General features: G+C 67.4%; 23 protein-coding genes. 10 read left to right on the top strand and 13 right to left on the bottom strand.

From position 1 onward, the window contains the following. The first annotated feature begins 601 nt into the window (after positions 1–601). Genes OG587_RS31275 through OG587_RS31265 form a run of 3 tightly spaced genes read left to right on the top strand, consistent with a single transcriptional unit; the run spans position 602 to position 3,042 of the window. The gene (locus OG587_RS31275) at positions 602–889 is read left to right on the top strand and encodes a transposase (RefSeq protein WP_443075269.1); all 288 of its coding nucleotides are present in this window, start codon (positions 602–604) and stop codon (positions 887–889) included. A gap of 51 nt (positions 890–940) precedes the next feature. Then, on the top strand, positions 941–2,143 hold the full coding sequence (locus tag OG587_RS31270) for an IS110 family transposase (protein ID WP_329081471.1): 1,203 nt from the start codon (positions 941–943) through the stop codon (positions 2,141–2,143). 26 nt (positions 2,144–2,169) lie between these two features. After that, the gene (locus tag OG587_RS31265) at positions 2,170–3,042 is read left to right on the top strand and encodes an IS3 family transposase (protein WP_329081469.1); all 873 of its coding nucleotides are present in this window, start codon (positions 2,170–2,172) and stop codon (positions 3,040–3,042) included. Between the two features lie 564 nt (positions 3,043–3,606). Here OG587_RS31265 and OG587_RS31260 read toward each other — a convergent pair. The 5 genes from OG587_RS31260 to OG587_RS31240 form a co-directional block, all read right to left on the bottom strand. Next, positions 3,607–5,172 carry an alpha/beta hydrolase gene (locus OG587_RS31260; RefSeq protein ID WP_329081467.1) on the bottom strand — a complete coding sequence of 522 codons (1,566 nt, stop codon included), beginning with the start codon at positions 5,170–5,172 and terminating at the stop codon, positions 3,607–3,609. A gap of 386 nt (positions 5,173–5,558) precedes the next feature. Further along, on the bottom strand, positions 5,559–5,951 hold the full coding sequence (locus OG587_RS31255; protein WP_329081465.1) for an ester cyclase: 393 nt from the start codon (positions 5,949–5,951) through the stop codon (positions 5,559–5,561). A gap of 304 nt (positions 5,952–6,255) precedes the next feature. After that, positions 6,256–7,056, bottom strand: a complete 801-nt coding sequence (locus OG587_RS31250; RefSeq protein WP_329081463.1) for an SDR family oxidoreductase — start codon at positions 7,054–7,056, stop codon at positions 6,256–6,258. 13 nt (positions 7,057–7,069) lie between these two features. Next, positions 7,070–7,873, bottom strand: a complete 804-nt coding sequence (locus OG587_RS31245; RefSeq protein WP_329081461.1) for a CPBP family intramembrane glutamic endopeptidase — start codon at positions 7,871–7,873, stop codon at positions 7,070–7,072. Positions 7,874–8,337: 464 nt separating this feature from the next. Continuing rightward, positions 8,338–8,943, bottom strand: a complete 606-nt coding sequence (locus OG587_RS31240; RefSeq protein WP_329081459.1) for a TetR/AcrR family transcriptional regulator — start codon at positions 8,941–8,943, stop codon at positions 8,338–8,340. Here OG587_RS31240 and OG587_RS31235 point away from each other — a divergent pair. Beyond that, positions 8,942–9,355, top strand: coding sequence for a GOLPH3/VPS74 family protein (locus OG587_RS31235; protein ID WP_329081457.1), 414 nt, complete (start codon positions 8,942–8,944; stop codon positions 9,353–9,355). The genes OG587_RS31240 and OG587_RS31235 overlap by 2 nt on opposite strands. Before the next feature lie 295 nt (positions 9,356–9,650). Here the strand turns inward: OG587_RS31235 and OG587_RS31230 are convergent, their stop codons facing one another. Beyond that, complete coding sequence (locus OG587_RS31230; protein WP_329081455.1) at positions 9,651–10,556, bottom strand: oxidoreductase; 906 nt, start codon at positions 10,554–10,556, stop codon at positions 9,651–9,653. 108 nt (positions 10,557–10,664) lie between these two features. Here OG587_RS31230 and OG587_RS31225 point away from each other — a divergent pair, with 108 nt between their 5' ends. Together OG587_RS31225 and OG587_RS31220 are read left to right on the top strand one after the other, a co-directional pair. Beyond that, positions 10,665–11,303: a TetR/AcrR family transcriptional regulator gene (locus tag OG587_RS31225; RefSeq protein WP_329081453.1), complete on the top strand. Its 639-nt coding sequence runs from the start codon at positions 10,665–10,667 to the stop codon at positions 11,301–11,303. 855 nt (positions 11,304–12,158) lie between these two features. After that, positions 12,159–12,991, top strand: a protein-coding gene (locus tag OG587_RS31220) for an IS5 family transposase (RefSeq protein ID WP_443075268.1) whose coding sequence is annotated in 2 segments (ribosomal slippage) — positions 12,159–12,507 and positions 12,507–12,991 — 834 coding nt in all. Because the reading frame shifts where the segments join, the coding sequence is not laid out codon by codon here. Between the two features lie 265 nt (positions 12,992–13,256). On the opposite strand, the gene OG587_RS31215 is transcribed toward OG587_RS31220, so the two are convergent. Continuing rightward, positions 13,257–13,763, bottom strand: coding sequence for a carboxymuconolactone decarboxylase family protein (locus OG587_RS31215; protein WP_329081450.1), 507 nt, complete (start codon positions 13,761–13,763; stop codon positions 13,257–13,259). 268 nt (positions 13,764–14,031) lie between these two features. Further along, positions 14,032–14,385 carry a DoxX family protein gene (locus tag OG587_RS31210; protein WP_329081447.1) on the bottom strand — a complete coding sequence of 118 codons (354 nt, stop codon included), beginning with the start codon at positions 14,383–14,385 and terminating at the stop codon, positions 14,032–14,034. Between the two features lie 326 nt (positions 14,386–14,711). Between OG587_RS31210 and sigJ the strand changes: the two genes are divergently transcribed. From sigJ to rox, 4 genes are all read left to right on the top strand, one after another. Next, entirely contained in the window at positions 14,712–15,668 is a 957-nt protein-coding gene (gene sigJ / locus OG587_RS31205) for an RNA polymerase sigma factor SigJ (protein WP_329081445.1), read from the top strand. 264 nt (positions 15,669–15,932) lie between these two features. Further along, on the top strand, positions 15,933–16,304 hold the full coding sequence (locus OG587_RS31200) for a transposase domain-containing protein (RefSeq protein WP_329081443.1): 372 nt from the start codon (positions 15,933–15,935) through the stop codon (positions 16,302–16,304). Further along, on the top strand, positions 16,256–17,314 hold the full coding sequence (locus OG587_RS31195) for a hypothetical protein (RefSeq protein WP_329081441.1): 1,059 nt from the start codon (positions 16,256–16,258) through the stop codon (positions 17,312–17,314). Before OG587_RS31200 ends, OG587_RS31195 begins: the two co-directional genes overlap by 49 nt. 343 nt (positions 17,315–17,657) lie before the next feature. Continuing rightward, positions 17,658–19,088, top strand: a complete 1,431-nt coding sequence (rox, locus tag OG587_RS31190; protein WP_329081440.1) for a rifampin monooxygenase — start codon at positions 17,658–17,660, stop codon at positions 19,086–19,088. Positions 19,089–19,325: 237 nt separating this feature from the next. Here the strand turns inward: rox and OG587_RS31185 are convergent, their stop codons facing one another. From OG587_RS31185 to OG587_RS31165, 5 genes are all read right to left on the bottom strand, one after another. Continuing rightward, a complete protein-coding gene (locus OG587_RS31185) occupies positions 19,326–20,117 on the bottom strand; it encodes an MBL fold metallo-hydrolase (protein ID WP_329081438.1) in 792 nt (263 codons plus the stop codon). Between the two features lie 24 nt (positions 20,118–20,141). Then, the gene (locus OG587_RS31180; RefSeq protein ID WP_329094067.1) at positions 20,142–20,867 is read right to left on the bottom strand and encodes an alpha/beta hydrolase; all 726 of its coding nucleotides are present in this window, start codon (positions 20,865–20,867) and stop codon (positions 20,142–20,144) included. Positions 20,868–21,868: 1,001 nt separating this feature from the next. Further along, positions 21,869–22,084, bottom strand: coding sequence for a hypothetical protein (locus OG587_RS31175; RefSeq protein WP_329081436.1), 216 nt, complete (start codon positions 22,082–22,084; stop codon positions 21,869–21,871). Positions 22,085–22,590: 506 nt separating this feature from the next. After that, entirely contained in the window at positions 22,591–23,823 is a 1,233-nt protein-coding gene (locus OG587_RS31170; RefSeq protein WP_329081434.1) for a helix-turn-helix domain-containing protein, read from the bottom strand. Positions 23,824–23,891: 68 nt separating this feature from the next. Further along, a complete protein-coding gene (locus OG587_RS31165; RefSeq protein ID WP_329081433.1) occupies positions 23,892–25,307 on the bottom strand; it encodes a replication initiator in 1,416 nt (471 codons plus the stop codon). Positions 25,308–25,841 lie beyond the last annotated feature (534 nt).

The raw sequence follows: 25,841 nt of genomic DNA, 5'->3' as shown, positions 1-25,841 counted from the left end.
GAGGCGCTCGCACAGATGTTCCGGTTGGTCGATCCACCGGATGTGGATCTCGCGATGGGGTTGCATGGCAGGGGATGGGAGGGCTTACGCTGTCCCGTCAACGCTTGCCGGGGTCCATGCGTCTCACCCGGGACGGCTTTCGTGGCCGCCGCGGCGGCGCTGGACGGCGGCCGAGTGATCGTCTGTTTCGCTTCTCGCGGTTATGGGGAGGGTGAACAGGCTGTGAAGGCCTCAGGATAAATCGGGATCATCGGCCGCGTACCGTCGGAGATCTTGCTAGACCGGACGGTCGGGCGTCGAAGACCGCTTTACCCTGAGGCCCTGTTTCAAGAATGCATCGGGACTATCGGAAGAAGGCCCAGGCCGCGGTTGCCGCCGCGATCAAGATGCAGGTGCGGGCGGTCCGGGCGTTGTTGTCGACAATGTCTCGGACCGTCCGCGCCACCTCCCCCATCCAGGAACGATCCATCCCGGGATCGGGCTCCCTCGGTTCGGGTGCCCTGTCCGCATCCCGCGGCGGTGGTGAGTCTGAGCTTGGTCCGGTTTGACGGACATCCGAGATCAGGGGTTCGTCCCCGGAAGGATGTCCATCATGGAGAGCATGGGGAAGAGGAAGCCTCGGCCTCGCCGTTCGTTCACGCCGGAGTTCAAGGCTGAGATCGTCGAGTTGTGCCGGCGGGGTGACCGGTCGATCAGGCAGGTGGCCGCGGACTTCGATCTGACCGAGACCGCGGTACGCGCCTGGGTGCGCCAGGCCGAGGTCGACGCCGGTGAGCGAGACGGGCTGACCAGCAGCGAGCGCGAAGAGTTGGCGGCGCTGCGGCGGGAGAATCGCCGGCTGCGTGAGGACGTCGACGTCCTCAAGCGGGCCACGGCTTTCTTCGCGTAAATACCATGGGTGGCGTCCCGGCGGGTTCGCTCGTTTCTTCGCTGTCCCGGCATGTTCCGGTGGCTTGTCCTGATGTGCGGCCCGTCGGGAACCGGCCGCCCGGTGTGGCTTGATAGGAGCGTGCACCGGCTCGATTTAGGCGTGCCCGCCGGACCGGCTCGGACCTCGAAGTTGCTGGTAGGTGACTGTTCAGGAGGAACGGTTGATCGTCATCGGCGTCGATGCCCACAAACGCACCCACACCCTGGTCGCCGTCGACCAGGTCGGCCGCAAACTCGCCGAACGCACTGTTCGCGGACCCCCGACGGCAATGCCGACGCTGCGACCTGGGCCGCCCGGTGGCCCGAGGTCACCTTCGCGATCGAGGACTGCCGGCACGTGACCCGCCGGCTGGAGGCCGATTTGCTGCGCGCCGGCCACCGGGTCGTGCGCGTCACCACCCAGCTGATGTCCGGCCAGCGCCGCTCAGGCCGGGAACGCGGCAAATCCGACCCCATTGACGCGCTGGCGGTCGCCCGGGTCGCGTTGCGCGAGCCGGACCTGCCGGTAGCTCACCTGGACGGTCCGTCTCGGGAGGTGAAGCTGCTGGCCGACTACCGCGATGACCTGGTTGTTCAGCGGACCCGGATCTGCAGCCAGCTGCGCTGGCACCTGCACGAACTCGACCCCGAGCTGGAGATCCCCTCCCGCGGAATTCGCCGTCGCCGCGTCCAAGACGAGCTGTCTCAGCGTCTGGCCGACATGTTAGGGGTCGTCGCGCAGATCGCCCGCGAACTGCGCGAGCGCTGCAGGCAGTCAACGGTGCGCATCAACCAGCTGGAAGGTCAGCTGAGACAACTCGTGCGAGCCATGGCCCCGCAGTTGCTGGACATCCCCGGCTGCGGCGTGCTGGGCGCGGCCACGATCATCGGCGAGACCGCCGGAGTGCACCGGTTCCGCTCCAAGGCGGCCTTCGCCCGCTTCACCGGCACCGCCCCCATCCCCGTCTGGTCGGGCAACAGCAGCCGGGTGCGCCTCAACCGCGGCGGCAACCGGCGCATGAACTGCGCCCTGCACATGATCGCCGTTACCCAGGCCCGGGGTATCGGTCCGGGTAAGGCCTACCTCGACAAGCTGATGGCCGAGGGCAAGACCCGCACCGAGGCCATCCGCCTGCTGCGTCGCCGCCTGTCCGACGTGGTCTATCGGACCCTCAAGGCCATCGATGCCTCGATCTCCGATACCGCTGAGCAGATGCTGGTAGCGGCGGCTTGACGACATAGGAGCATCAAGGAGACCCCGTGAGCGTGCACCCGTTCATCGAGGCGGAGAAGCAGGGCGGTCACAACGTCAAGCGGGCGTGTGAGCTGCTGGAGGTCTCCCGTGCCGCCTTCTACGCCCGCCGCGCTCCCGCTCCCGGCCCTCGCGCGGTGCGCGACGCGGCCCTGACCGCGCGCATCACCGAGGCCCATCGGCGATCGAAGGGCACCTACGGCGCCCCGCGTATCCACGCGGTGCTGCAACACCAGAGCGACGGTTGCGGGCGGCGGCGGGTGGCCCGGCTGATGCGCCAGGCCGGTCTGGCCGGCCGTCATCGCCGGCGACGGCAGCTGACCACGATCGCCGATCCGCACGCGCATCTGCGGCCTGACCTGATCGGCCGGGACTTCGCTGCTGATCCCAGCGCGATCGACACCCGCTGGTGCGGCGACATCACGTATATCCCGACGCAGGAGGGCCGGCTGTATCTGGCCACCGTCATCGACATCGCCTCCCGGCGGGTGGTGGGGTGGGCCACCGCCGATCACCTGCGCACCGAGCTGGTCGCCGACGCCCTGCAGGCGGCCTGCCACAACCGCCGCCCCACCAGCCCGGTGATCTTCCACTCGGATCGCGGCTGCCAATACACCAGCAGCGCCTACGCGGCGCTGGCCGAGCGGCTCGGTGTCCGGCTGTCGGTGGGACGGACCGGGCAGTGCTGGGACAACGCACTGGCCGAATCATTCTTCTCCACCCTCAAGGGCGAGATGCTGGGTGATCGTTCCTGGCCCAGCCGCGCTGTCGCTCGCACCGCGATCTTCGAGTTCATCGAAAGCTGGTACAACCTGCACCGGCTGCACAGCAGTCTTGGCTACCGTAGTCCCGCCGACTTCGAAGCCGCCGCAGCCGCCTGAACACCACACCACCGGTGTCCGTCAAAGCGGAGCAAGCTCAGTCAGGCTCGCGTGGCGGCGAACTGGGCGTCTTCTCGGCCGAGAGGGCCAGTGTGACAGGTAATACGAATTCTCTCTCACAACCGGCCCAGACCCTGCAGGTTGGCCCGCACCGTCCTGGTCAGCGGGTGGCCGCCGCCAAGCAACCACCGCTACCGTCGCCCGCAGACGGCGATGACCTCAGGCGGGGCGACAGCCGCTCGCACTTTCCTCCATGACCGCCCATAGGGAGCGCATCACCATCGCCAGGCGAGGACATACAGGTCAGCACGTGATCGCGACGGGAGCGTGAAACCGTCGGCGCAGCCGATCACCAGTCCGGGCCTCGTCCCGACCACTCGTATGGGAAGAGGCCCGTCACCAGCGCAAACGCGGTGGCGGGCCTCTGCTGTTGCGTCCGGCCGCCGTACGGCCATCACCGGTCTTCGATGGGTACGAGGCATACATGATGACGGAGCGCAGTGGACCTGGTACCCGCCACCACCCCACTGGCCAATCAGTCGTCGGGGTCTTCCATCTCGCCGCTCAAAGCTTGCACCGGGCCCCTTCTGCCGGGGACTTGAGGTCGATGAGGTAGGTGGCCACGGCCTCGTTGATGCAGGCGTTGCCGGCTTGGAGAGTGCCGTGCTGCTCGCCCTCGACGGTGAGCAGGCTGCCGCCCAGCGCGTTGGCCAGGTTGATGCCGCCCTCGTGCGGCGTCATGGCGTCGCCCGTGACGGAGACCGTCAGCGTGTCGGGCAGGCCCTGGATGTCCGTGGCATATGGGTAGCCGAGCGTCGGCTTGACGGGCCAGTGCTCGCAGCCGTCGCGCGCCTGCTTGATCGGACGGCCGGGGTCGGTGAACGGCGCCACGTTGAATATCGCCCGGTTCATCGCGGTCTCCTGCTTCGGCGTGTGGCGCTCTTCGTCCAGGCAGTTGATCGTCATCGTGGCCTCGAGCGAGTTGGGGTAGACGCCGTCGGCGGTCCGCTCGTGGTAGAGGTCGCGCAGCTTCCGCAGGGTGTCGCCCTTGCCGGCCTTCAGCTCGGCGATGCCCGCGATCGCGGCGGGCCAGATCACCTCGCCGTACATCGCGGCCGTTACCCCCTCGATCGCCTGCACGAACGTCAGCCGGAGCCCGTCGGACGTCGGTGCCGGCTTGTCGATCAGCGGTCGGACGAGTTTCTGGAAGACCTTGGTTGCACGGTCGGGGTCGGTGCCGAGCGGGCAGTCCGGCTTGGTGGCGCACGACGCGGCCATGCGCTCGAACGAGCGCTGCATCCCGGTGTACTGCTGGACACGTCGCTCGTGGCTGCCCTTCAGCGGGTCCATCGCCCCGTCGAGCACCAGCGCGCGGACCTTCTTCGGGAACATCTCCGCGTACACGGCGCCCAGCCGGGTGCCGTAGCTGGCGCCCGCGAAGGAGAGCTTTTCATCGCCCAGGGCCTGGCGCAGCACGTCCATGTCCCGCGCGACGTCGCGGGTGCCGACGTGCGCGAGCACCTGCTTGCCGCCGGAGCGCTCGGCGCACTGCTGGAGGAGCCGGCGGGTCTCCTGGTTGGTCCAGTCGTCCACGCCGGCGGGGAACGAGGCGAACTTCGCGTCGCGCTCGCGCTCTGCGTCGGTGTAGCAGTCGAGCGCCGGGGTCGAGGCGCCGACGCCGCGCGGGTCGAACCCGACCAGGTGGAAGCGCTCGGTGATCGGCGACGACGCCCACGCCTTGGCTGCCAGGAGCGCGTGGCTCGTACCCGCGAATCCGGGACCGCCGGGGTTCAGCACGAGCGCCCCGATCGGATCCTGGCCGCGCGCGGGCACGCGCAGCACTGCCAGCTCTGCCTGCTTACCCTCCGGATTCCGGTAGTCGAGTGGCACCTTGAGCCGCGCGCACTCGGCTTTGACGGCCGGCGCGCCCGACGGCATCTGCGGATCGCAGGGCTTGAACGCCAGCTTCTGCCCGTGGAAGCGGTCCAGGCCGGTGCCGGGGGAGGCTGGTTGCCGACCGGCCTGGAGAGTGTCGGCCTGCCCGCCGGCCTGGCCGCCCGCGCAGGCACTGAGCAGCAGCGTCAGCGCCGCGGCGCCCATGACGGCGGCCGGTGTCTTGCGATATGGCATGCGCTTTGTCCCATCGTCGGAGTGATGGTCAACTGGGGATGAGGGCCGGGCGGGCTCACGTCCGGTGCGTGGCACCGCCCAGGGCATGGACGTGATGCGTTAGAGCACGTCGAGCTGCCGCGTACCGCCCGAATGCCGACGAGCATGGTGCCGTCGGGAGCCGCCGAACTGGCGGCGGGCACGCTCGCGTTCGACTTCCCGAGCCTCCGTCGCCGGCCCGGGAAGTCGAACGCGATCAGGACCTTGGCCCGAGTCGCGCCCATGATCGCGTGCTATTGCGTCTCTGGCCGTGGCCGGCGCCCCCCTCGGGAACGGGCGGGCCCGCCCGACTGTGCGCGGCACGCGGGCCGTTCTCGGAGCGTGCGACCGAGGGCCGGCCCTGGACGTCAGGAGCCCAGCTGACGCTGCACTGCCTGGGCGTCGATCAGATAGTTCATCTCATAGAAGCGCCCATCGCGGACCTTGTGGAAGGCGTACTCGGCATACTCGACCGTGGCGCCGGTAGGGGTCACGCCGAACCACTCCTTCGCGGGCGTGCCCTTGTTGAACAGACGGGCCGCCACGCGATCACCGTCGATGGCGACGTCCTTGACCCGCCAAGTGAAGTCCGGCACGGCATCGCCGTGCCCCTTCAGCTCCGCGATCACGTCGTCCCGCGTGACCGGCTGGCCGTTCTCGACGACCTCGTCGTGAATGAACTCGGTCATGCGGTGAAACTCATGAGCGTTGAGCGCATCGATGTAGCGCTGGAAAAGTTCGCGCAGTTCGGTGTCGGACATGATTGCCTCTCTGTCGCCCCGGATCGGGGTTGTGTACTCGGATGGTGATGATGTGCGACGCCCTCCCACGATCTCGCCGTGGCGGCCGTCGCCAAAGGTAGGAACTCGACTGCAGGTACTTCTATTCTAATCGGTACAGAATTCGACGGGGCGCGGTGATGTCCCGTCATGGACACAAGCGTCTGAAGCAGCGCAACTACACCTCTGGGTCGCACACCCGTCAGCTCTCGTCACGTCCCCCGCGAGCGTGATGAGGAGTGGGGCGAGCAACGCGGTTGCGTTGTTGGCGCCGGAGGGACGTCCCCTACAAGCGGTAGCCACCGGTGGCGTCGATGACCTGTCCTGTGATCCACCGGGCGTCATGGGAGGCGAGGAGGGCGACGACGTCGGCGACGTCGTCGGGTTCGCCGATGCGGCCGAGGGCGTTCTGCGCGGCGACGGCGGCGATGAGGTCGGGGTTGCCGCGCAACCAGGAGGCGTTCATGTCGGTGTCGGTGGTGGCGGGGACGACGGCGTTGACGGTGATGCGGCGGGGGCCGAGGTGCTGGGCGAGGGGGAAGGTGAGGGCTTCGATGGCGCCCTTTGTCATGGTGTAGCCGATGATGTCGGGGAGGGCGACGCGGGTGGCGGCGGAGGAGATGTTCACGATGCGCCCGCCGTCGGCCAGGCGAGGCAGGGCAGCCTGAATGATCAGGAACGGCGCGGTGGTGTTGATCTGCTGCTGGCGGATGAAGTCCCCGGCATCGAACTCCTCGATGGCGCCGTGCAGGGCGACCCCGGCGTTGTTCACCAGCACCTGCACGGGAGCGTCGTGCAGCGGGCCCGCAGCCGCGTCGTAGGCGGCCCAGAACGCGGTTCCGGTTTCGGGTGCGGCCAGGTCGGCGGCGAAGGAGAACGCCGTGCCGCCGGCCGCGATGATCTTTTCGACGACGCCGGCCGCGGCGGCCGAGTCCTGGCGGTAGTGAACGGCGACGGTGTACCCGTCGGCGGCGAAACGGCCGGCGATGGCCGCGCCGATGCCACGGCTGGCGCCGGTGACGACTGCGATGCGGTCGGACTCATGAGTGTTGAGCGCCTCGAGGTTGCGCAGGTCAGCGTCAGACATGATGGCCTTTCTGTCACCCCGGGTCGGGGCTGTATTCGGGCGTTGATGGCTCGCGACGCCTTTCCGCGCTCTGGTCGCGGCGGCCATCGGCGAAGGAGACAACTTCGGCCCCGCAACTTCTATTCCGAGCGGTACGTAAGTCGGCATGCCGCTCCGGGACGCGGCATCGCAGCAGCGTCAGTGCAGCGCGCCGGTTCGCTCGCCCGGCGTCGCACGGACATGCGCAGGGCTCCGTGACCCGGAAGGAATGGGCCCCGCAGTCCTCACGCGCTGCACCGCCGACGCGCACGCGTCGGCGGGTCTCCTCACGCCCCGGCGAGGGCGAAGAACGCGGGGCGAGCAAAGCGGTCGCGTTGTTGACGCCGTGCAACACGACGCCCGGCCAGATCGAACCCGACCAGCGGAACAGCAGGGCGGCGAGCACGCCGACGACGAACGCTACAGGCAGAATGGGGTTGATACCGTGGGCGACAGCGAAGACCGCGATCCAGGCTTGGTAGCGGGCGAAAAGGGGGTTCGCGAGAACCCCTCGGAAGAACCCCTCCTCGCCGAGTGGGGTGATGATCGCTCCCGCGACGAGCGCGAGGACGAGCGACCACCAGCCGGCCGCGGCAGCGGCCTGGTAGCTCGTCTGCACGTTCTGCGTGTCGCCGCTCACGAGCATGTATACGACCGCGACGATCGTGCCGAGCACGTAGGCGACCAGGCCGAGCACCGCGGCGACCATGAAGTGGCGCGGCTTCGCACGGCGGACAGCGAAGGCCGCGAGCGCGCGGATGCGGATGAGCACGGCGGCCGCGAAGGCGATGAGGCCCATCGCACCCGATACGACAAGCCCACGACACCGGCCACGGCAGCGTTTTCGATGAGTGGCAGCAGCACGGCCACGAAGACGGAGGACACCACGTAAACGCCGCCACCAGCCAGGATCTCGGGCCATCCTGGCGCCTTCGGCCGGGTGCGTCCCGTCGAGGTTTCGTCAGATGTGTCGACGGTCACGGCCTCTCCTCTGTCGTTCCCGCGTTGGTCGTTCGACAGGAGAAACCATGTTGTCGGAACACGGTCAAACCTTCGCTCGCATGGCGAGTTCAGCGTGAGCGCGTCAACGGCCCGCCTGGCGGGCGTCTGCGCCGGATCCGGTCCGGGGCCATCGACCTCGTACTGGCCGGCCATTCGCTGACCGCCGTCGTGTTTCGGCTGCCGTTCGACCGTGGCGGGACCGCCTGCCACCGCTGTGAGCTGACTCAGCCCCGGTGTAGAGACTCTGGAGTCGCACGCCCGCTATGGCTGCCAGCTACGCAGCGCCGTGTCGGCGATCTCCTGGAGTTCGTCGTGACCGAGGCCGCCGGCGGCCTGGACAGCGATGCCGAACGCCACCGTCATGATGTATCGGGCGAGTCGCCCTGGGTCGGCGTCGCACGGGAGGTCACCCTCGTCGACGGCGCGCTGGAAGCGCTCCTCAAGGCGTAGACCCGCATCGTTCCGCCAGCCGACGAGCAGATCGTGCGCGGGTCGCCCTCCGTCGCTTGCCGCCAGCGCGCCCTGCACTGTCAGGCATCCAGGATGGCCTTCGGAAAGGGTCGTGGTCCGAACCGCTCCACGCAGGAGCGCCTCGGCCACCCCTCGTGCGGTCGGCTCCTCCAGGGCACGCGTCGCGTAGGAGGCCGGCCCCTCGATGTAGCGCTCCAATGCCCTGCGGAACAGCTGCTCCTTGTTGCCGAAGGCCGCGTACATGCTCGGCTTGGTGATCCCCATGGCCCCGGTCAGATCGGAGAGGGTCGCCCCCTCGTACCCCCGCTCCCAGAACACCTGCATGGCGCGCTCCAGCGCCTCGTCGATGTCGAATTCCCTGGGCCGGCCCATGACAGTACTCCGGGAATCACCCATGCCACAATTGTACTCCTCGGTACTGATCGGTACTGAGATGCTGCTGGACAGGCTCGTCGAACGCGGCGACATCCGCCGCGGAAGCCGCAAGGCGCTCGGCCTGTTCGACACGACGGTCCTCGAGGACGGCGGAAGCGGGCGCCGGTCCCGGCTCCTTGATGATATTCGCGACGTGCTCGTCGAGGGCACGGAACCGCAGCCCCGTATCGCCGCGCTGGCGGCACTGCTGTCGGGAAGCGGGACGCTTCCCCAGTTCCATCGCGAGATTCCCTGGACCTCCCCCGTGATCACCCGCGCCAAGGAGTTCGAGCGAGGCAACTGGGGAGCCGTCGCCGAAGCGATCGCGCGCTCCGTCACCGCCACCATCGTCAGCAACGTCATCGTCGCGGCGGCCGTGCTTCCCCAAAACTAAAGAAGCGACCCGGCGTCGGCCTCACAACGATTGGCCAAGGATGACACCCAGACCGATTCCGGACCCGCCGCCGAGATCGGCATCGGGGATCGGCGCCGCGGTGACCAGGCGCCTCCGTGCCGCCGGACACGCCGTGATCGAGATCGCCCGCTCAGGCCGGTAGTACCGAGGCAGTGCACCTGACGTGGCCAACGTGCCTGACGACCCCCAGATACTGATAAGGCAAGTACGTGCTGAGGCTACTTGCCATACATGTCTGACTACTGAGAGTCACCCAAGATAACTCAGGCTGCGATCACGAATGATAGTCGGTCAGTTGCTCCGACAGCTCCCACAGCCGGCGGCCGGTCTCGGGGTTGGTGGCAGTGGGAGCCAGCTGGAGTCGCGTGGGCGCGCCGCGTAGTTCGGCGATGCCATCGGGGCCGAAGAAGTGTCCGCTGTCCAGGTTAGGGGCGACGGCTGCGTACAGCTGGGGTAGTGCGCCTCGGTCCGGAGTCTGGGCGAGTGGGGCGAGGACGTGGCCGTACAGGAGTTTCACCATGCCGCTGGGCGCGCTCGTCTGCAGGTTGGTGGAGGTGTAGCCGGGATGGGCCAGCACGCTGCGCACCGGGCTGCCCGCTGCGGTGAGCCGCCGGTGGAGTTCCCAGCCGGAGATCGCGTTGGCGAGCTTGGACTGGTTGTAGAACTTCATGGGCGAGTAGTTGCGCTCGCCGGTGAGGTCGTCGAAGAAGATCTGCGCCTTCCGGTGGTTGGGTGAGGTTACCGTTACCACGCGGGGGTCGTTCCCCTTGGCCAGCAGGTCGAGGAGCAGGCCGGTGAGCGCGAAGTGGCCGAGGTGGTTGGCGGCGAACTGCAGTTCGTGGCCCTGCGGGGTGAGCGTTCGGGGCGGTGCCATCACGCCGGCGTTGTTGACCAATACGTCCAGGCGTCCGAGGTCGGAGCACAACCGGTCGGCGAAGGCGTGAACCGACTGCGGATCGGCCAGGTCGAGGCGGCGCACTTCAAGGTGGGCACCGGGCCAGGTGATGCTGATGTCCTCGACGGCGCGGCGGCCTCTGGTCTGGTCGCGCACGGCAAGGATCACGTGTGCGCCCTTGTGGGCGAGCGCCCGGGTGGTTGCCAGGCCGAGGCCGCTGTTAGCGCCGGTGACGACGAAGGTCCTGCCGGTCTGGTCGGGGATCTGCTCGGCAGTCCAGCTCATGGTTCGGCCTTCCTCTCCGAAAGATATTGCGACAACGATCGTTGTCGCGAGTGCAACAATGATCGTTGTCGTATGCTGATGTCAAACGCGCCCCTGACGGAGAGGCCCATGCGAAGCTGGTCGGACGACAACCCCAAAGCGCAGCTCATGCAGCGAAAGCGGACGGCGATCGTGGACGCCGCCCGCGAGGCGTTCCTGGACACGGGCTACGCCGAGACCTCGGTGCACCGCATCGCCGCGGCGGCGGGTGTCTCGATCAAGACGGTCTACCGGCATTTCGACGGCAAGGACGACCTGTTCAGCGCCGTCATGCAGGACGCGTGCGCAACGCCCGAGGGCCTGCGGGACGAGCATGCGGATCTGCCGTGGTTCACCGAACCGCCGCAGGTGGCGCTGCCGCTGGCGGGCGTGGACTACCTGCGACGGGTGCTGTCATCGACCGAGCTGGCGCTCTACCGGGTGGTGACGCGGGACACCCCTCGATTCCCCGAGCTGGGGCATCGTTATCGGCAGGTCATGGAAGTGCGGGTGCGCGTGCTGGGGCAATATCTCGACCACTGGGCTCCAAGCCAGGGCTGGAAGATCGGTGACCCGCGCTCGGCAGCTGCGACGTTCGTCGCGATGCTGGGCAGGGATCTGTTCGAGGACGCGTTGCACGGCGTCCGGGAGCCAACTGAGACGGAGATCATCGACCGTGCCCACACCGCGGCGGATCAGCTGATGACGTTGTTGAGATGCGGGATCTAATCGCGAGCGGCGTTCGGCCTTGCAGCGCGGCCAGGGGCGGGGAGGTGACCCCTCGTGCGCCTGGTGGCGACGGCGGTAGGCGTGAGCGGCGAGCAGCACGGCGATGGCCAGGAGTTGATCGTCGCCGACGTTCCCCCGGCTGGCCGTCCCGGTCGCCGGAGAGGATGCCCCTGCAGGGGACGGGCAGCCTCCGGTGGCCGGTGGCGGCCGGCGCGCGTTCTTGCAGGAGTTGAAGGAGGATCTGGGATTGTTTCAGCTGGACACGTTGCTGGCGGAGATCGTGAAGTTGGAGCGGGTGAAGGCGATCGGCCTGCTGGCCCGTTGCGCGGTCCTGTTCTGAATTCGGTGTTGCCGGGCGTGTGAGCGGATCACTGGTGGAAATCGCAAGCGTGAGGCCATCACCCGCATCGAAGGCAACCTCGCACAGCTCCAGCACGAGCTCGTCGGCCACCGGGCCCAGCTCACGCGCATGCTGCGGCTGCTTGACACCGACCGTGAAACGGCCGATGCCCAGCCCATGATCGGGGTTCACCCAACGGCGGATCCCTCATCCGATCCCGTCGGCCATGAACGGCCGGCGGGATCCTCACGTCCACAGACGGGACGGATCACCGATGCAGATGCCGATCGTCGTCGGGCTCGGCGGTGGAGTGGACTCCGTCGAGGCCACGCCAGAACTGCTGCGCGACCCATCGCACTGCGCGGCCTGCGCGAAGGCGCGGTGATGATGCCCAGAGCGGGCACGTTCTCTCCCTGGTTCAGCCGTGTTGCAACTGCGGAGGTCAGCGCGCCTTAGAAGTCCTAACAGAATGATCTGAGCGGCATCTTTGCAGGTCATCGGTTGTTGTACCTGGTATGAGGAAGGGTGAGCAGCTGCCCTGGATCGTCTCGGACGAGCTGTGGGCGCGGATCGAACCATTGTTGCCGAGAGCGGAGCGCCGCTACCGGCACCCTGGGCGTAAGCGGCTGGACGACCGTAAGGCGCTATGCGGGATCTTGTTCGTGCTCTACACCGCGATCCCGTGGGAGTTCCTGCCGCAGGAACTGGGTTTTGGCTCGGGGATGACGTGCTGGCGTCGGTTGCGTGACTGGCATCAGGCCGGGGTCTGGGACCGGTTGCATCAGACGTTGCTGGCCGAGTTGCAGGCCGGCGAGCAGCTGGACTGGTCCAAGGCGGTGATCGACAGCTCCCACGTGCGGGCGCTCAAGGGGGGCCCACAACCGGTCCGAGCCCGGTCGACCGCGCCAAAACGGGCTCGAAACACCATGTGATCACCGATGGCAACGGCATTCCACTGGCCGTGAGCCTGACCGGCGGCAACCGCAACGACGTGCTGCGGTTGATGCCGCTGCTCGAGGCGGTTCCACCGGTGCGCGGCAAGGTGGGCAAGGTGGGCAAGGTGGGCAAGCCCCGTCGACGCCCTGCGGCGCTGTATGCCGACCGGGCCTACGACCACGATTGCCACCGCCGCTCGGTGCGCGAGAAACACGTCACACCGGTCATCGCCCGCCGCGGCACCGCGCACGGTTCTGGCCTCGGCGTCCACCGCTGGGTCGTCGAACAGACGATCGCCCTGCTGCACTGGTTTCGCCGACTACGCATCCGCTGGGAGATCCGCGACGACATTCACGAGGCCTTCCTGATCCTCGCTCTGGCAATCATCTGCTGGCGCCGCCTCGCCCGCTGACCGCATTTTGCTAGGAGTTCTAAGGCTGGCCACCGATCCTCGGGCTTACCGTCCCCGTCCCGAAGGGCCCCATGGTCGAGAAAGGCGAACAACGCCGCGCCGTGCCCGGAGGGGTTGTAGATGCTCTACAGCGGACCGGTCAGCAGCTCCAGCTCGATATCGTGATGACGCAGTTTCTCAGCGATGGTGAGCAGCTCGGCGCCACCGCGGCCCAGGCGCTTCATCTCGTACACGGACAAGATCACCCGCTGGTGCGGGACGGGCGCTACCTGCTGTAATTCTTCCCGGGGGGCTTACCGGGGACAGGCTTGGCGATGAGGGCGACAGGGATGAAGAAGAAGATCTGGCTCATCGCCAGGGTAAGCGTCCACAGCGCCTTGTCGTCGTAGTGGAAGGATGCCTTGGCATACAGCTCGTCGGGGACGCGTTCCCCGGACGGGTTCGGGGTGAGGGCGGCCTCCACGAGCTCCAGCGCGACCCGTTCGGCATCGGTGAAGTAGGGGGCATCCTGCCAGGATGCCACGGCGGTGATGCGTTCCTCTGTCTCCCCGGCCTTGCGGAGGAGGCCGGTTTGCCGGACGGTGTGGTACGTGCTGCCGACGATCTGCCCAGCGCGGAGCTGCACCAGGTTGACGGTGGTCTGCGGGATCGCACCGTTCAGGGTGGCCTTGAGCATGGCTCCGGCGATTTGTCCCAGCTCGGGGAAGAACTGAGCGGGGTCGGGCAGACGCGACCGTAGGTTGTCTTGCTCGATGGTCGTGGGCATGGACATGGCGAGGTTTCCCTTCTCAATCTCTGCGGTGGTCTTAGGGCTTGCAACCTGGTGGGATTGGTCTTCCATCACGAAGTGGCAGGCCACGGAGACGATCACGCGTTCCGACGCGGGTTTGACGGCTATCCGTATACCTGCCGGAGGTCGCCGAGCTTTCCTGCGTACCGAATGGCGTCTGAGTGGTCGGACGACACAACCGCTGGGAAGGCGAGGCGACGCGTCGATCGTCATACTGCGGCGGCCAGGTGAGTGAACCTGCCTCCACGGATCACCACCAGTGGTAGAGCAGGTTAACGGTTAGTGCGGCCACTGCGGTGGCGAAGAATAGGGCCCAATTCCCGAGTTTGCGGGAACCCACTCGCAGGTGCGCAAGGAGCGCGCCGATGAAGTACAGGACGAGGCCGGCGGCAGCGAGAGTCCCCAGCATTGGCAGGGCGAACCCACCCAACAGCCCCAAAGAGCCCGCCGCCAGCATCATGCCCAACACCGGTACCCACGACCGCGGCAAACGCTTTATGTCCGCCTGGACCTTTGGAAATTCGTGGCCGATAAGGTAGACGACTGCGGCGCTGCCGAACAGTAGCGAGGCGAAGATGGTGATCGTCGCATAAGCGGCGAACATGAGCTCTCCCTTGTGGTTGTTTGCTGCAAGAACTTCCGTTGAGAAGTCGGCAGTGCATCGTTGATCGCTGGGCGTCTTCGGTAGGCATCGTGTGATGGTCGGCGCGAAATATAGCGACCACCTGAGCGTGGGTGAGGAGACGGCGTGCGCCTGGGCACGGCGAGGTCTCCCTTCTCGATCTCAACGGTGTTGAGTCTTGCGACCCGGTGTCCCAGTAGTCCGACGAAACAACTACTTGAAATGTCAGGCGACGCGCTAACCTGACAATCCGGTGCGCTGTCTCGTCGAACTGGTGAGGGCAGATGCCTGCAAGGAGCTGCGACACCATGACCACCCCATCCGAGCCAAGAGACGGCTGGCTCGATCCGAGCCTGAGCGCGATCATGAGCGAGCGGCGTCAGCTGATCAATCTCGCCTATCGACTCCTCGGCTCCCTGGCCGATGCCGAAGATGTCGTCCAAGAGGCCTACGCCCGCTGGTACGCCATGTCCACGGAGCAGCAGGGGGCCATCGAGTCCCCCGGCAGTTGGCTGACGAAGGTCGCCAGTCGCATCTGCCTGGACCTGCTCGGTTCGGCTCGGGCCCGGCGCGAGAGCTACGTGGGCGAATGGATCCCCGAGCCACTGCCCGATCAAACGGAGTGGATCAGCAGCAGGGGCGGCGGCACTACCGCCGACCCTGCCGACAAGGTCACTCTCGACGAGTCGATCAACATGGCCTTCCTCGTCGTGCTCGACTCGATGACCCCGGCCGAGCGGGTCGCGTTCATCCTGCACGACGTCTTCCGCTACTCCTTCGCCGAAGTGGCCGACATCGTCGGCCGGACCCCGGCGGCCTGCCGCCAACTGGCCTATTCGGCCCGCCACCGCCTCCGCGCCGTGCGGCCCACCACCACCTCGACAGCCCGACAGGCCGGCATCGTCAGGGAATTCAAACATGCATGGCAAGCCATGGACATCGACGCCCTCATCGGCCTGCTCGCCCCAGACGCCACCCTCGTCGCCGACGGCGGCGGCCTGGTCAACACCACGCGCCGCCCGATCGAAGGCGCCGAGCGGATCGTGCGCTCACTGATCAAACTCGTCGGCAGGCGATCCAACCTGGCGATTCTGGAGCGTACGGTCAACGGTCAGCCCGGTCTGGTGGTTCAGCAAGACGGTGTCACTGAGACGGTGGCGGCGTTCGACGTCGAGGGCGACCAGATCAAGCGCATCTGGGGGGTACGCAATCCCGACAAGCTCCGGCCGTGGACGGTGGGGCCGCAGCACCAGGACAACTCATGAAGGCCTGGCGATCGGCCAGCCGCATCTCCGGCGCGCCGGCTCTGTTCGTCCTCGCGGCCGGTGGCGATCGTAGGCAACGGACGCACTGCACACCGGAGCCGCTTGCGGACGCATTAGGGCCCTGTTGCAGCCGGTTTCCGAGAAGGGGCCCTCCCCCAAGGCCGGGTAGTTAAGGGGATTTGGTTCTTGTCAATCGGCTGAGACGGGCAACGGGACTCCTGTAGATCAGATATCGGCGAAGATCATCTGAAGAGTGGAGTCCCGTTGCGGGATCAGTCTGTCATTTCGCGGGTGGTGCGGGTGGCCGCGGGGGTGTTCGCACCGGGGCATCTGGGAGAGCTCACGCAGATCGTGCCGTTCGAGCTGGTGGATGCGGTGTTGGCGGAGACGGGCCGGGTGCAGCACCGGCTCCGGGAGCTTCCCTCCCGGGTTGGGGTGTATTTCCTGCTGGCGATGTGCCTGTTTCCGGAGGTCGGCTACCGGCTTGTCTGGGACAAGATGACAGGCGGCCTGGCTGGGTTGCCCGCGGTTGTCTCACCGACCGCGAAGGCGTTACGTGACCTGCCCGCCGGGTGGGCGGTGCGCCGATGCAGGCACTGTTTGAGGTGTTGTGCGGCCCGCTGGCGCGGCCGGTGACGCCCGGGATGCGCTTCGGCCGCTATCGGATGGTCTCCTTCGACGGCTGCAGCTCGCTGAAGGTCCCCGATACCGGCCGGAACCGGGCCTGGCTCGATCGGCTGGCCCATGGCGGCTATCCCCAACTGGAGCTGATGACCCTCGTGGAGACCGGCACCCGGGCGATGATCGGCTCGGTCCCGGTGCGGATCGTCAACGCCCAGATCACCGTGACCTGCACCGACGGCACCGTCCTTGAGGCCTCCCACCGGCTGGTCACCACGCTGACCAACGCCCGCCGCCATCCGGCCGGCGCCCTGATCTCCCTGTATCACCAGCGCTGGGAGCACGAATCGGCGTACTACGCGCTCCGGCATACCCTCCTGCGGGGGCGCGTGCTGAGGTCGGGCGACCCAGCTGGCGTCGAGCAGGAGATGTGGGCGCTGCTCACGCTCTACCAACTGCTGCGTATCGTCATGGTCGACGCCGCCCAGTCCCGCCCCGGGACCGATCCCGACCGCTGCGGGTTCACCATCGCCTTCCACGCCGCTCGTGACCTGGTCATCCAAGCCGAAGGCATCCTGCCCGAAGCTTCCGACCCCATCGGAGGGATCGGACGCCGGGTGCTGGCCAGGTTGCTCCCACCACGACGCCCGCGCCTCAGCACCCGAAAAGTCAAGTCACCGATCTCCCGCTACGGCGAACGGCTGGACGACGGCAGGCCCAACACCAGCCGCGCCATCACCAACCTCGACATCGCCATTCTGGAGCCTGTGCCCAACCCGCCCCTCCCGGCCACCTCCCGCGACGACCGGCACACCAGCGTGGCAGAGCACCGCAGCACACAGGTCCTAGCCCTGCTCCACACCGAGCCCGACCGGCACTGGAACGCCCGCGACATCGCCCTCCACCTCGGCGACATCACCCTGGGCACCATGTATCGGCAACTATCTCGATGGGCCACAACCGGACTCATCCACAAGATCGGCCCGGGTCTCTACACTGCCCTACCCGACTCGCCGCCCCCTTGACAGGCACCCGAAAATGCTAACTACCTGGCCTTGGGTGAACCCCCGTTATCCACTCCCTGCCACTTTCAACGTATAGCGCACCGGGGGTCTTGCGGCAAGACCCGGGTCGTGCTGCAGAATCGTCGGCCGAGGCCAGAACCTGCGGAAATCAGGGGTTCACGAAGCACGTGTTCCTTTGTCAATCGACGTATGGGTCACGCGGGACGCCTAACCGCCGGTGAGGCTCGCGGTGCGGTCGCGGGAACTCGGCGCGGAGGTGCGGAGGTGCGGGGGTACGGGTGTGCCCGCCGCCCGACCGCGCGGAGCGGCCGGCCGAAAAGCAATCTTGTCGAATGGGGGGTTCATGATCGACGTGATCATCGCCGGTGGCGGACCGACCGGCTTGATGCTGGCCGGCGAGTTGCGGCTGCACGGCGTGCACGTGCTCGTACTGGAGAAGGAGCCGGAGCCGACCGGGCATGTCCGCGCGCTCGGCCTGCACGTGCGCAGCATCGAGGTGATGGACCAGCGTGGCCTGCTGGAGCGGTTCCTCGCGAGCGGCCGGCAGTTCACGGTCGGTGGTTTCTTCGCCGGCATCACCAAGTCGTGGCCCGACCGGCTGGACACCGCGCATTCGTACATCCTCGGCATCCCGCAGACCATCACCGAGCGCCTGCTGACCGAGCACGCCACCGAGCTCGGCGCCGAGATCCGGCGCGGTCGCGAGCTGGTCGGGCTGAGCCAGGACGAGTACGGGGTGACCGTCGAGCTGGCCGACGGCACGCGGCTGCGCTCGCGCTACCTCGTCGGCTGCGACGGCGGCCGCAGCACGGTGCGCAGGCTGCTCGGCGTCGGCTTCCCCGGCGAGCCCGCCAGGGTCGAGACGCTGCTGGGCGAGATGGAGCTGACCGAGGATCCGGCGACGGTCGCCGCCGTCGTCGCGGAGGTCCGCAAGACCCAACTGCGGTTCGGCGCCATCCCCCTCGGGGACGGGGCGGCGTACCGCGTCGTCGTGCCCGCCGAAGGGGTGGCCGAGGACCGCACGGTCCCGCCGGTCCTAGAGGAGTTCAGGCAGCGGCTGCGGGTGACCGCGGGTACCGACTTCGGCGCGCACTCGCCGCGCTGGCTGTCTCGGTTCGGCGACGCCACCCGGCTGGCCGAGCGCTACCGGACCGGCCGGGTGCTGCTGGCCGGCGACGCGGCGCACATCCACCCGCCGACCGGCGGGCAGGGGCTCAACCTCGGCATCCAGGACGCGTTCAACCTCGGCTGGAAACTGGCCGCCGAAGTCGGCGGCTGGGCGCCGGAGGGGCTGCTGGACAGCTACCACACCGAACGGCACTCGGTGGCCGCAGACGTGCTGGACAACACCCGCGCGCAGATGGAGCTGCTGTCCCTCGAGCCGGGCCCCCGGTCGGTGCGCCGGCTGGTGTCGGAACTGATGGACTTCGAGGAGGTGAACCGGTACCTGATCGAGAAGATCACTGCGATCGGGGTGCGCTACGACTTCGGCGAGGGGCACGAGCTGCTCGGCCGGCGGATGCGGGACGTGGGGCTGAAGCACAGCCGCCTCTACGAGCTGATGCGCGGCGGCCGCGGGCTGCTGCTCGACCGGACCGGCCGGCTCTCGGTGGCGGGCTGGGCGGATCGGGTCGACCACGTCGTCGACGGCAGCGAGGAACTGGACGTGCCCGCGGCGCTGCTGCGGCCGGACGGCCACGTGGCGTGGGTCGGTGAGGACCAGCGGGAACTGCTCGGCCGGCTGCCCAGGTGGTTCGGCGCCGCCGTCGGCTGAGCGAGCGGTTGTGGCTCGACCGGGCGCACGCGCGAGGTGACGACCGAACCTGAGGACGGGGCCGGGCCGTGACAGCGGCCGGCGGCGTCTTCTCGAGGTGCGGGCGGCTACGACACGGAAGGCCTCCCGCGAGAACGGTCCTTTGGTTCTGCGCAGGTGCGTCAGGATCGGTCCGCCGGCCGTTCGGTCGTCGGCGAGTACGGGCGGGATGGCCGATCGGAGACGTGCCGGGGCCCGTCACACCTTGATGGCGCGGGGCGTGCCCGGCGTCAGCCAGGTGACGGCCCCGGTGAAGGCGGTGGGGGCGTCGGCCCAGGAGGCGGTGATGGCCTCCCTGCCCTCCTGGAAGTGCTGCCAGCCCTCGTAGTGGACGGGGAGGACGGTGACCGGGGCGATGGCCGCGCCGAGGTCGAGGGCGTCGGCGGCGGTCATGGTGTAACGGAGCGGGCCGGTGAGGGGGAACCGGACGCCGCCGAGGTGCAGCAGGACGGTGCCCGGGGCGAGGTCGGCGGCCGTCTTGCGGAGCGCGGAGTGCAGCACGGTGTCGCCGGTGATCCACAACGGCCCGTGGTCCTGGTCCGGCCAGGTCAGGGCGAAGCCGATGACGTCGCCGACGATGGGATGGCTGAGCGGCGGCCCGTGCCGGCACGGGGTGGCGGTGATCTCGATCGACGGGCGGCCGGGCGCCTCCAGCCGGGTGCTCTGCCCGGCCTCGAGCCCGCGGGTGGCTCCGCCGAGGCGGCGGGCGCCCGAGCGGGTGGTGACCGTGACTCCGGCGGTGGCCAGCAGGGCGCGTCCGGCGTCGTCGAGGTTGTCGCCGTGGTGGTCGTGGGTGAGCAGGACGGCGTCCAGCGGCGGCAGGGCGTCCGGCGGCAGGGCGGGGCCGGTGAGCTTGCGGGAGGAGGTCCCCCAGCCGAACGCGTAGGTTCGGCCGGGGGCGTCGAAAGTCGGATCCGTCAGCAGTCGCCAGCCTTCGAACTCGATGAGGACGGTGGGGCCGCCGATGTGAGTGAACCTGACTTCCGACATGGGACGCGCTCTTTTCCGAAGATGTCAGCTGTGGTCGAGGGCCCAGGCGAGGGCGTGGTCGGCGATCTCCTCCCAGCCCTGCTCGGCGGGCATCAGGTGGGAGCGGCCGGGGTATTCGACCACCTCGGTGACGGTGGCGGACTTGTAGTGCCTGGCGTTGGAGCGCTGAATCTTGGGCGGCATGAGGTGGTCGTGCTCGCCGGCGACGAACAGCAGCGGCTTGCGGTCATCGTTGTGGTAGTCGACGTAGTTGTCGTCCTTGCCGGGGTGGATGTTGGCCAGCGCGCTGCCCCAGAAGATGTTGCCGGAGGCGGGGATGTGGTAGCGCTCGTAGGTCGCCCGTGCCTGGTCCTCGGGGAAGGTGTTGGTGAAGGCGTACTTCCACTGGTCGTAGGTGAAGCCGACCGCCCTGTGCCGGTTGGCGGGGTTCTTCAGCACCGGGAAGGTGGCGCGGATCTGCGACAGCGGGATCACCTGGACGCCTTCGGTGGGCGCGGAGTTGATCGCCACTCCGGCGGCGCCGTACCCGTGGTCGAGCAGGATCTGGGTGAACACCCCACCTGCGGAGTGCCCCATGATGATGGGTGGCGTCTCCAGGCCGCCGATCAGCGTCTCCAGGGACTCGATGATCTGCGGGACGGTGACCTGCTCGATCGGGGTGGGGTCGGCGTTCAGCGCCTCCACCTCCACCTCGAAGCCGGGATAGGCCGGGGCCAGGACGGTGAACCCCTTGGCCTGGTAACGGGTGATCCAGTGCTCCCACTAGCGTATTCGCTCAGGCCCTATTAGGCAACGGGCCGCGTATATCGCTCTGACCTGCTGAAACACTCCACTAAGGGTCTCTGGCAGGTCCACAGCCGGAGTGATCGGCGAGGATTTTCATTACATGGTCAAGGCGCCAGCGCTCCGCGCCGTCGCACGGCGGGGCACGCCCGCCCGCGCCGCCCGGACATCGGGACCGGGCATGCGGCGTGGGCGCCGGTCCCGTCCCGCGCCCGCCCGGCGCGGACGGCCGGACCCCGCCGCCCGCCGCACAGCCCATCCGCCGCACCAGCCCTCTCCCGCCGACCGTGAACGCGCTGGCGCTCCACGCCCCAGCCCCAGGACTCCGCGATGACGTCCACACGTGCAGTACGTCTAATCGGTGACGTACCAATCGAACCGTTGACGTTCACCCGCTGATAGGCCGCTCCGCTCCGTGATCTTGAAAGGCCCCGCGGACCTCACGGAAATGATCTTGCTCGCCGTCCGCAGACACGACAAAGCCGGACCCTCCACCCATGCGGAAGGCCCGGCCTTGATCACAGAACTACGGTCGAATGTGCGAGGAACGCGGGCACAGCTGCATCACTCCTGATGGATCCATGATGTACCCCAACCCGTTACACGATGTGCAGTTCGGGTCATTAACCCACGCCAAAATGATCTCCTTACCTGTTGGATGAACGGGGCGACAGCGCGGGAGAGGAAGACACCGCGCCACCGCCCCTATTGGTGAACCGGGAGGCCCTACGACCCTCTACGCAGAGCCCCCGGCCAAGGTGCGACGGCGTATTCATGTGGGGATGACGCACCGCCGCACCAGTTCTGGGGATCAGCTACCGGTCAGGCGACCACCCGCAACGGCGCTACCTGTTTGAAGCTGGAGGCCGGGACGATCGCTCACTTCGAGCTTCGCTGTTCATGGTCGGGGCGATCGGCTGCCGCGCCCCTCCTTCGTCGGGACTTGCCACCGGACGACATGGTTACCGTCAGGTGTTCCCGGCCTGCCGCAGCCGGTCCAACGCTTCGTTGACCAGGCGACCGAGGTTTCCCAGTTCATGCACCATCCGGTGACGCTCGCTGTCTTCCCAAGCCCTGATGGCCGCCCCCAGGTTGCCCGACCTACCGGCAGTGATGATGATCTCTTGGCCGTTGACGCGCTTCGTGGCCGCATCGCCCAGGATGACCCAGCCGTGCATGGTCACGACTTCCGGGCAGCCAAGATCAGGTCAACGACCTTTTCCGGATAGTCCCGTCCGATGGTTTGGAGGTCAGGACCGTTGCGGATGGACACCAGGTAGCAGCCCGAGCGAGGTCCCACGGTCACCGTGACGTCGCGCCAACCCTGAGGGCCGGTTACGGCAAGCTCAGGTGGATGTCGGTTCATCCACGACCGGGAGTCAGGTCGGTTGGGCCAGTTCGGGGGGGTTAGGTGATCACCGTAGAGTCCGAGACTGATCGTGGTGTGACGGTGGGCACGGATGCCCCGCTCCGTGAGAAGTCGTTGCACAGCGCATAGTGCCTGGTCATGGCTTGCCGCTGTGCTCTCGTCGATTGTCTCTTCAAGTGCGCTTTGAAAGTGGGCACGCAGACGACGCGCGGTTTCCTCGTCGCCTGCGTCCCGCTGCTGCGGATCGCTCTCGTCCCTGAGTGCCATGCAGAGGACCGTAAGCGCAGCTCACAAGGGCAAGGGCCCCAGAATGGGCCCCTCCTACATGGGTACCCCTACGGACTCGGCGAGCGCCATCGCGTCAGTCTTGAGAGGCCCGCGCGTGCTCGTGGCCAACTCGGCGACCAGCGACCGCGCCGAGGGGGTGAAGCGAACCGTCTCGGGAGAGGACTCACATGCCCGGTTCATGAAGTGCAGCGCCCCGGCCTTGTCGTCACGCTGATCGTACGCACGAGCGAACTCCACAAGCACCCGCGCGCGACGCTCGACTGAGGGCACCTGATTGAGGTCAATGGACTCGGCACGCTGGAGAGCGACACCAGGTGTACGGAGATCGACCCCGACAGAGACCGCGTGAATGTCGGTGTTGCCCTGGCTGAAGACCGTCCAGGCGTGGGTGTAGCCCTTAGGGAGTTGCCCGGCTACCGCGTTGGCCTCGTCCCAGTGACGCCAGGCATCCCCGTCCCTGCCCTCTCTGGCGTGCGTGATCGCGGCGTGCAGGTTGAGCGCCCCGTACATGCCCCGCATGTCGTTGGAGCCGTCTTCCAGGCGAGGCCGCAGCACGTCAACCGCTTCGTTCACCGCTCTGAGTGCCTCGTCGGCGTAACCGGTCTCCCGTAGGCCGTTGGCGTAGGACCAGGCCGCGCCAGCGAGCGACAGCGGGTCATCGGCGTCTTGGGATGCCTGCCGAGCCCGGTCGGCAATGGTCCAGTACAGTTCCGGCTCGCACCCGTAGGCCATCGCCTGTTGGGTCAACCGGTAGATGTCAGCCAGCACCGCAGAGGCTTGACGACGCTCCGGACCGTCCAGAGATCGAGTGAGCCGATGCCCATCGGTGAGCAGGTCGGGAAGCAGCGCGCCGACCTCCGTACGCTGGAAGCGCGAGGCATGCCACAGCCGCCATGCTTCGGCGACACGTCCTCTGAGTACATCGACGGACGGAAGTTCCTCGTCGGTTTCGGAGGCCCACAGTCGCCCACGAACAGCGTCGCGAACCTCGGTAACGAAGGGGACCGTCATCCGGCCGACGTTGTTGATTGGCACGGGCGAACCACCACCGGTCAGCAAGGAAAGATCATTGATACCGAGCGCAGTCGCCACGCGGGAGAGCAGTTCGTAGCTTCTCAGCTCTCGCTCGCCACGTTCGATCTTCTTCAACCAGGACGGCCCTCGTCCCACGAGCCCGGCGAGAACCGGCCGGGACATACCTCGTCGTTCGCGAAGAAGCTGGATGCGCTCGCCAGCGGTCAGGTCAGAGGGAATATTCTCGGACACAGCCACCACCAGACGTAGAAGGCCAGCTCTCCTCTCAGGGTACGCCTCTCGTCTGAAGCGACGACAGGTCAAGCGGATTGCCTGTCTTTTCGTTCACGCGCGACTGTGCGGGCAGTAGCGATGCGTTCCCGAGCCACCTCAGCCCAGAAGGGTTCACCGTTGCGTAGACCGCTTCCGGCGTAGCGCCACTCAGCCAGGGTGAGCATGTTCCCTTCGGCAGGGTCGGGCAGCCCGAGGAGCGTTCGAGCTTGCGCGGCGCGGTAGTCGGCACGGGTCCGGCGGAGTGCACCGAGGGTCGTGGAGTAGTAACGGCTCTTGGTGGAGAAGTGGCCCCGGTAGCCCAGCATGTGAGCCCAGTGCCGCAGTGGGAGCAGCCGGTATTGAGGCTGACGGTTCAGGGCGAAGCAGGTGTAGATCATGCGCCGGGCGTGTTCGGTCACGTCCAGTCGGGCGATATCCCCGGCGTCACGGATGCGTCGGTCCACCGTGCCCGCCGACTCGGCGCCCTTGGTCGCGTACTTGGCCACGTACGACGCCACGCGTTGATCACTTACGCCGTTAAGGTCGGTAGAGAGGTAGACCGGTCGCACGTCGAGCTGATCACCCCAGCGCAGCAGGACCGGAGGAGGAGCGTCCGGCGATTGCTTCGAGGCAGGCACCACGACCTGTGATGCTGCTTGCCGGATCGCGGTGTCCAGCAGCGGAACGGTTGCCCAGTCCGGCGGAGGTGAGGCGGGACCGTCTGGGCCGTCGAGGCGGATCACCGCGTGGAAGTGGACCAGGCCGCGCGCTTGGTACTCGGCGACCTTGGCATACGACAGCCGCAACGTCTCACGCAGGTGAGCACGAGACACGCCGAGCAGCCGAGCCAGGACAGCCGGGAGTGCTTGGGTGAAGCGGCGCCACAACTCCCCCGCGTGAGCGTTCCACAGCACCGCGCCCCGGTAGTCGTAGCAGTCCACGCAGAGCGGTTGCCCTACTTGCGGGTCATCACGGTCATGGCGTCTGCCGCAGCCCTCATAGCGGCCATGCTGGCAGGTCGGGGAATCTCGCCGGGGACGGCACGGCAGGGTCTTGCCGTCTCTGCCCGTGCGGTGAGCGTGGACCGCGCCGAAGGAGGGAGCGGTGAAGGTGGCGAACACCCGAGGATGGCCGCCTACGTCCTCAGGGACGCCCTTGCCGCCGCGTAGGCCGGAGATGATGAGGTGATAGGTGTCATCCTTATACGTTGCCGAGCAGGCCGCACAGCGCGATGCACGCCGGTTGCCGCAGGCCGTCAGCAGGAACCCGGTAGGTTCGTCAGCCGTCCGGTAGACGTCGAGGATCTCACCGGTCGTGCCGTCGAAGGTCAGGCGTTCACCGTGCAGGCGGACCGGTTGGGCACAGCCACCGGTGGCGTAGACCATGCGTTGCCACCGGGCGAAGTCCGGCATGGCCGCCCGTTCGAGCACGGCTCTGGTCTCGGGTGACAGGTGGGGGATCACGCAGCAGGCCTCCCGCTCTCGGCGGCAAGATCAGGCGCGTTGTCCGTGTATTCAAGACTGTGGATAGCGGCGATGCGCTGCCATTTTTCGGCAGACCACCGGGGCGATTCAGCGATTTTGCGCTTGCACCACTCCTCAGCAAGCGCGGCGTACGGTCCCATTTCCTCGGGTACCAGCAGGGGCCTCCTTTCCTCGATGGAAGCCACCCACCACATCCGGAGACAGCAAAAGCACCAGCGCAGGGCAAGCCGAGATCAGGTCACGACTTGTGGAGCGATGGTGCCTTCAGCGAGAGAAAATCTTGGAGTGTTTTTATGCGACGTCTAACAACCGGTGAGCGCTGCCAGGTCTTGCGGCCTACCGCTGGGCCGGGGCACTCCAGCGGAACGGCTTATCATTATTTTTTGCCCGGTGGCTTTCTTGCGCTCGAATGGGTCGCGGCCGGTTTCTCGCTTGCTTCGGAGTGATCGGGGGGCTGTTGACTCTCTCCTAGGTCTATCAGATGCACAACGGATAAGGGCAGCTCAAAGTTCC

The organism is Streptosporangium sp. NBC_01469, from assembly GCF_036227305.1.
Taxonomy (GTDB): Bacteria; Actinomycetota; Actinomycetes; order Streptosporangiales; family Streptosporangiaceae; genus Streptosporangium.
Note: the sequence above shows the minus strand (reverse complement) of the source record. Positions and strands in the feature narration are given on the sequence as shown.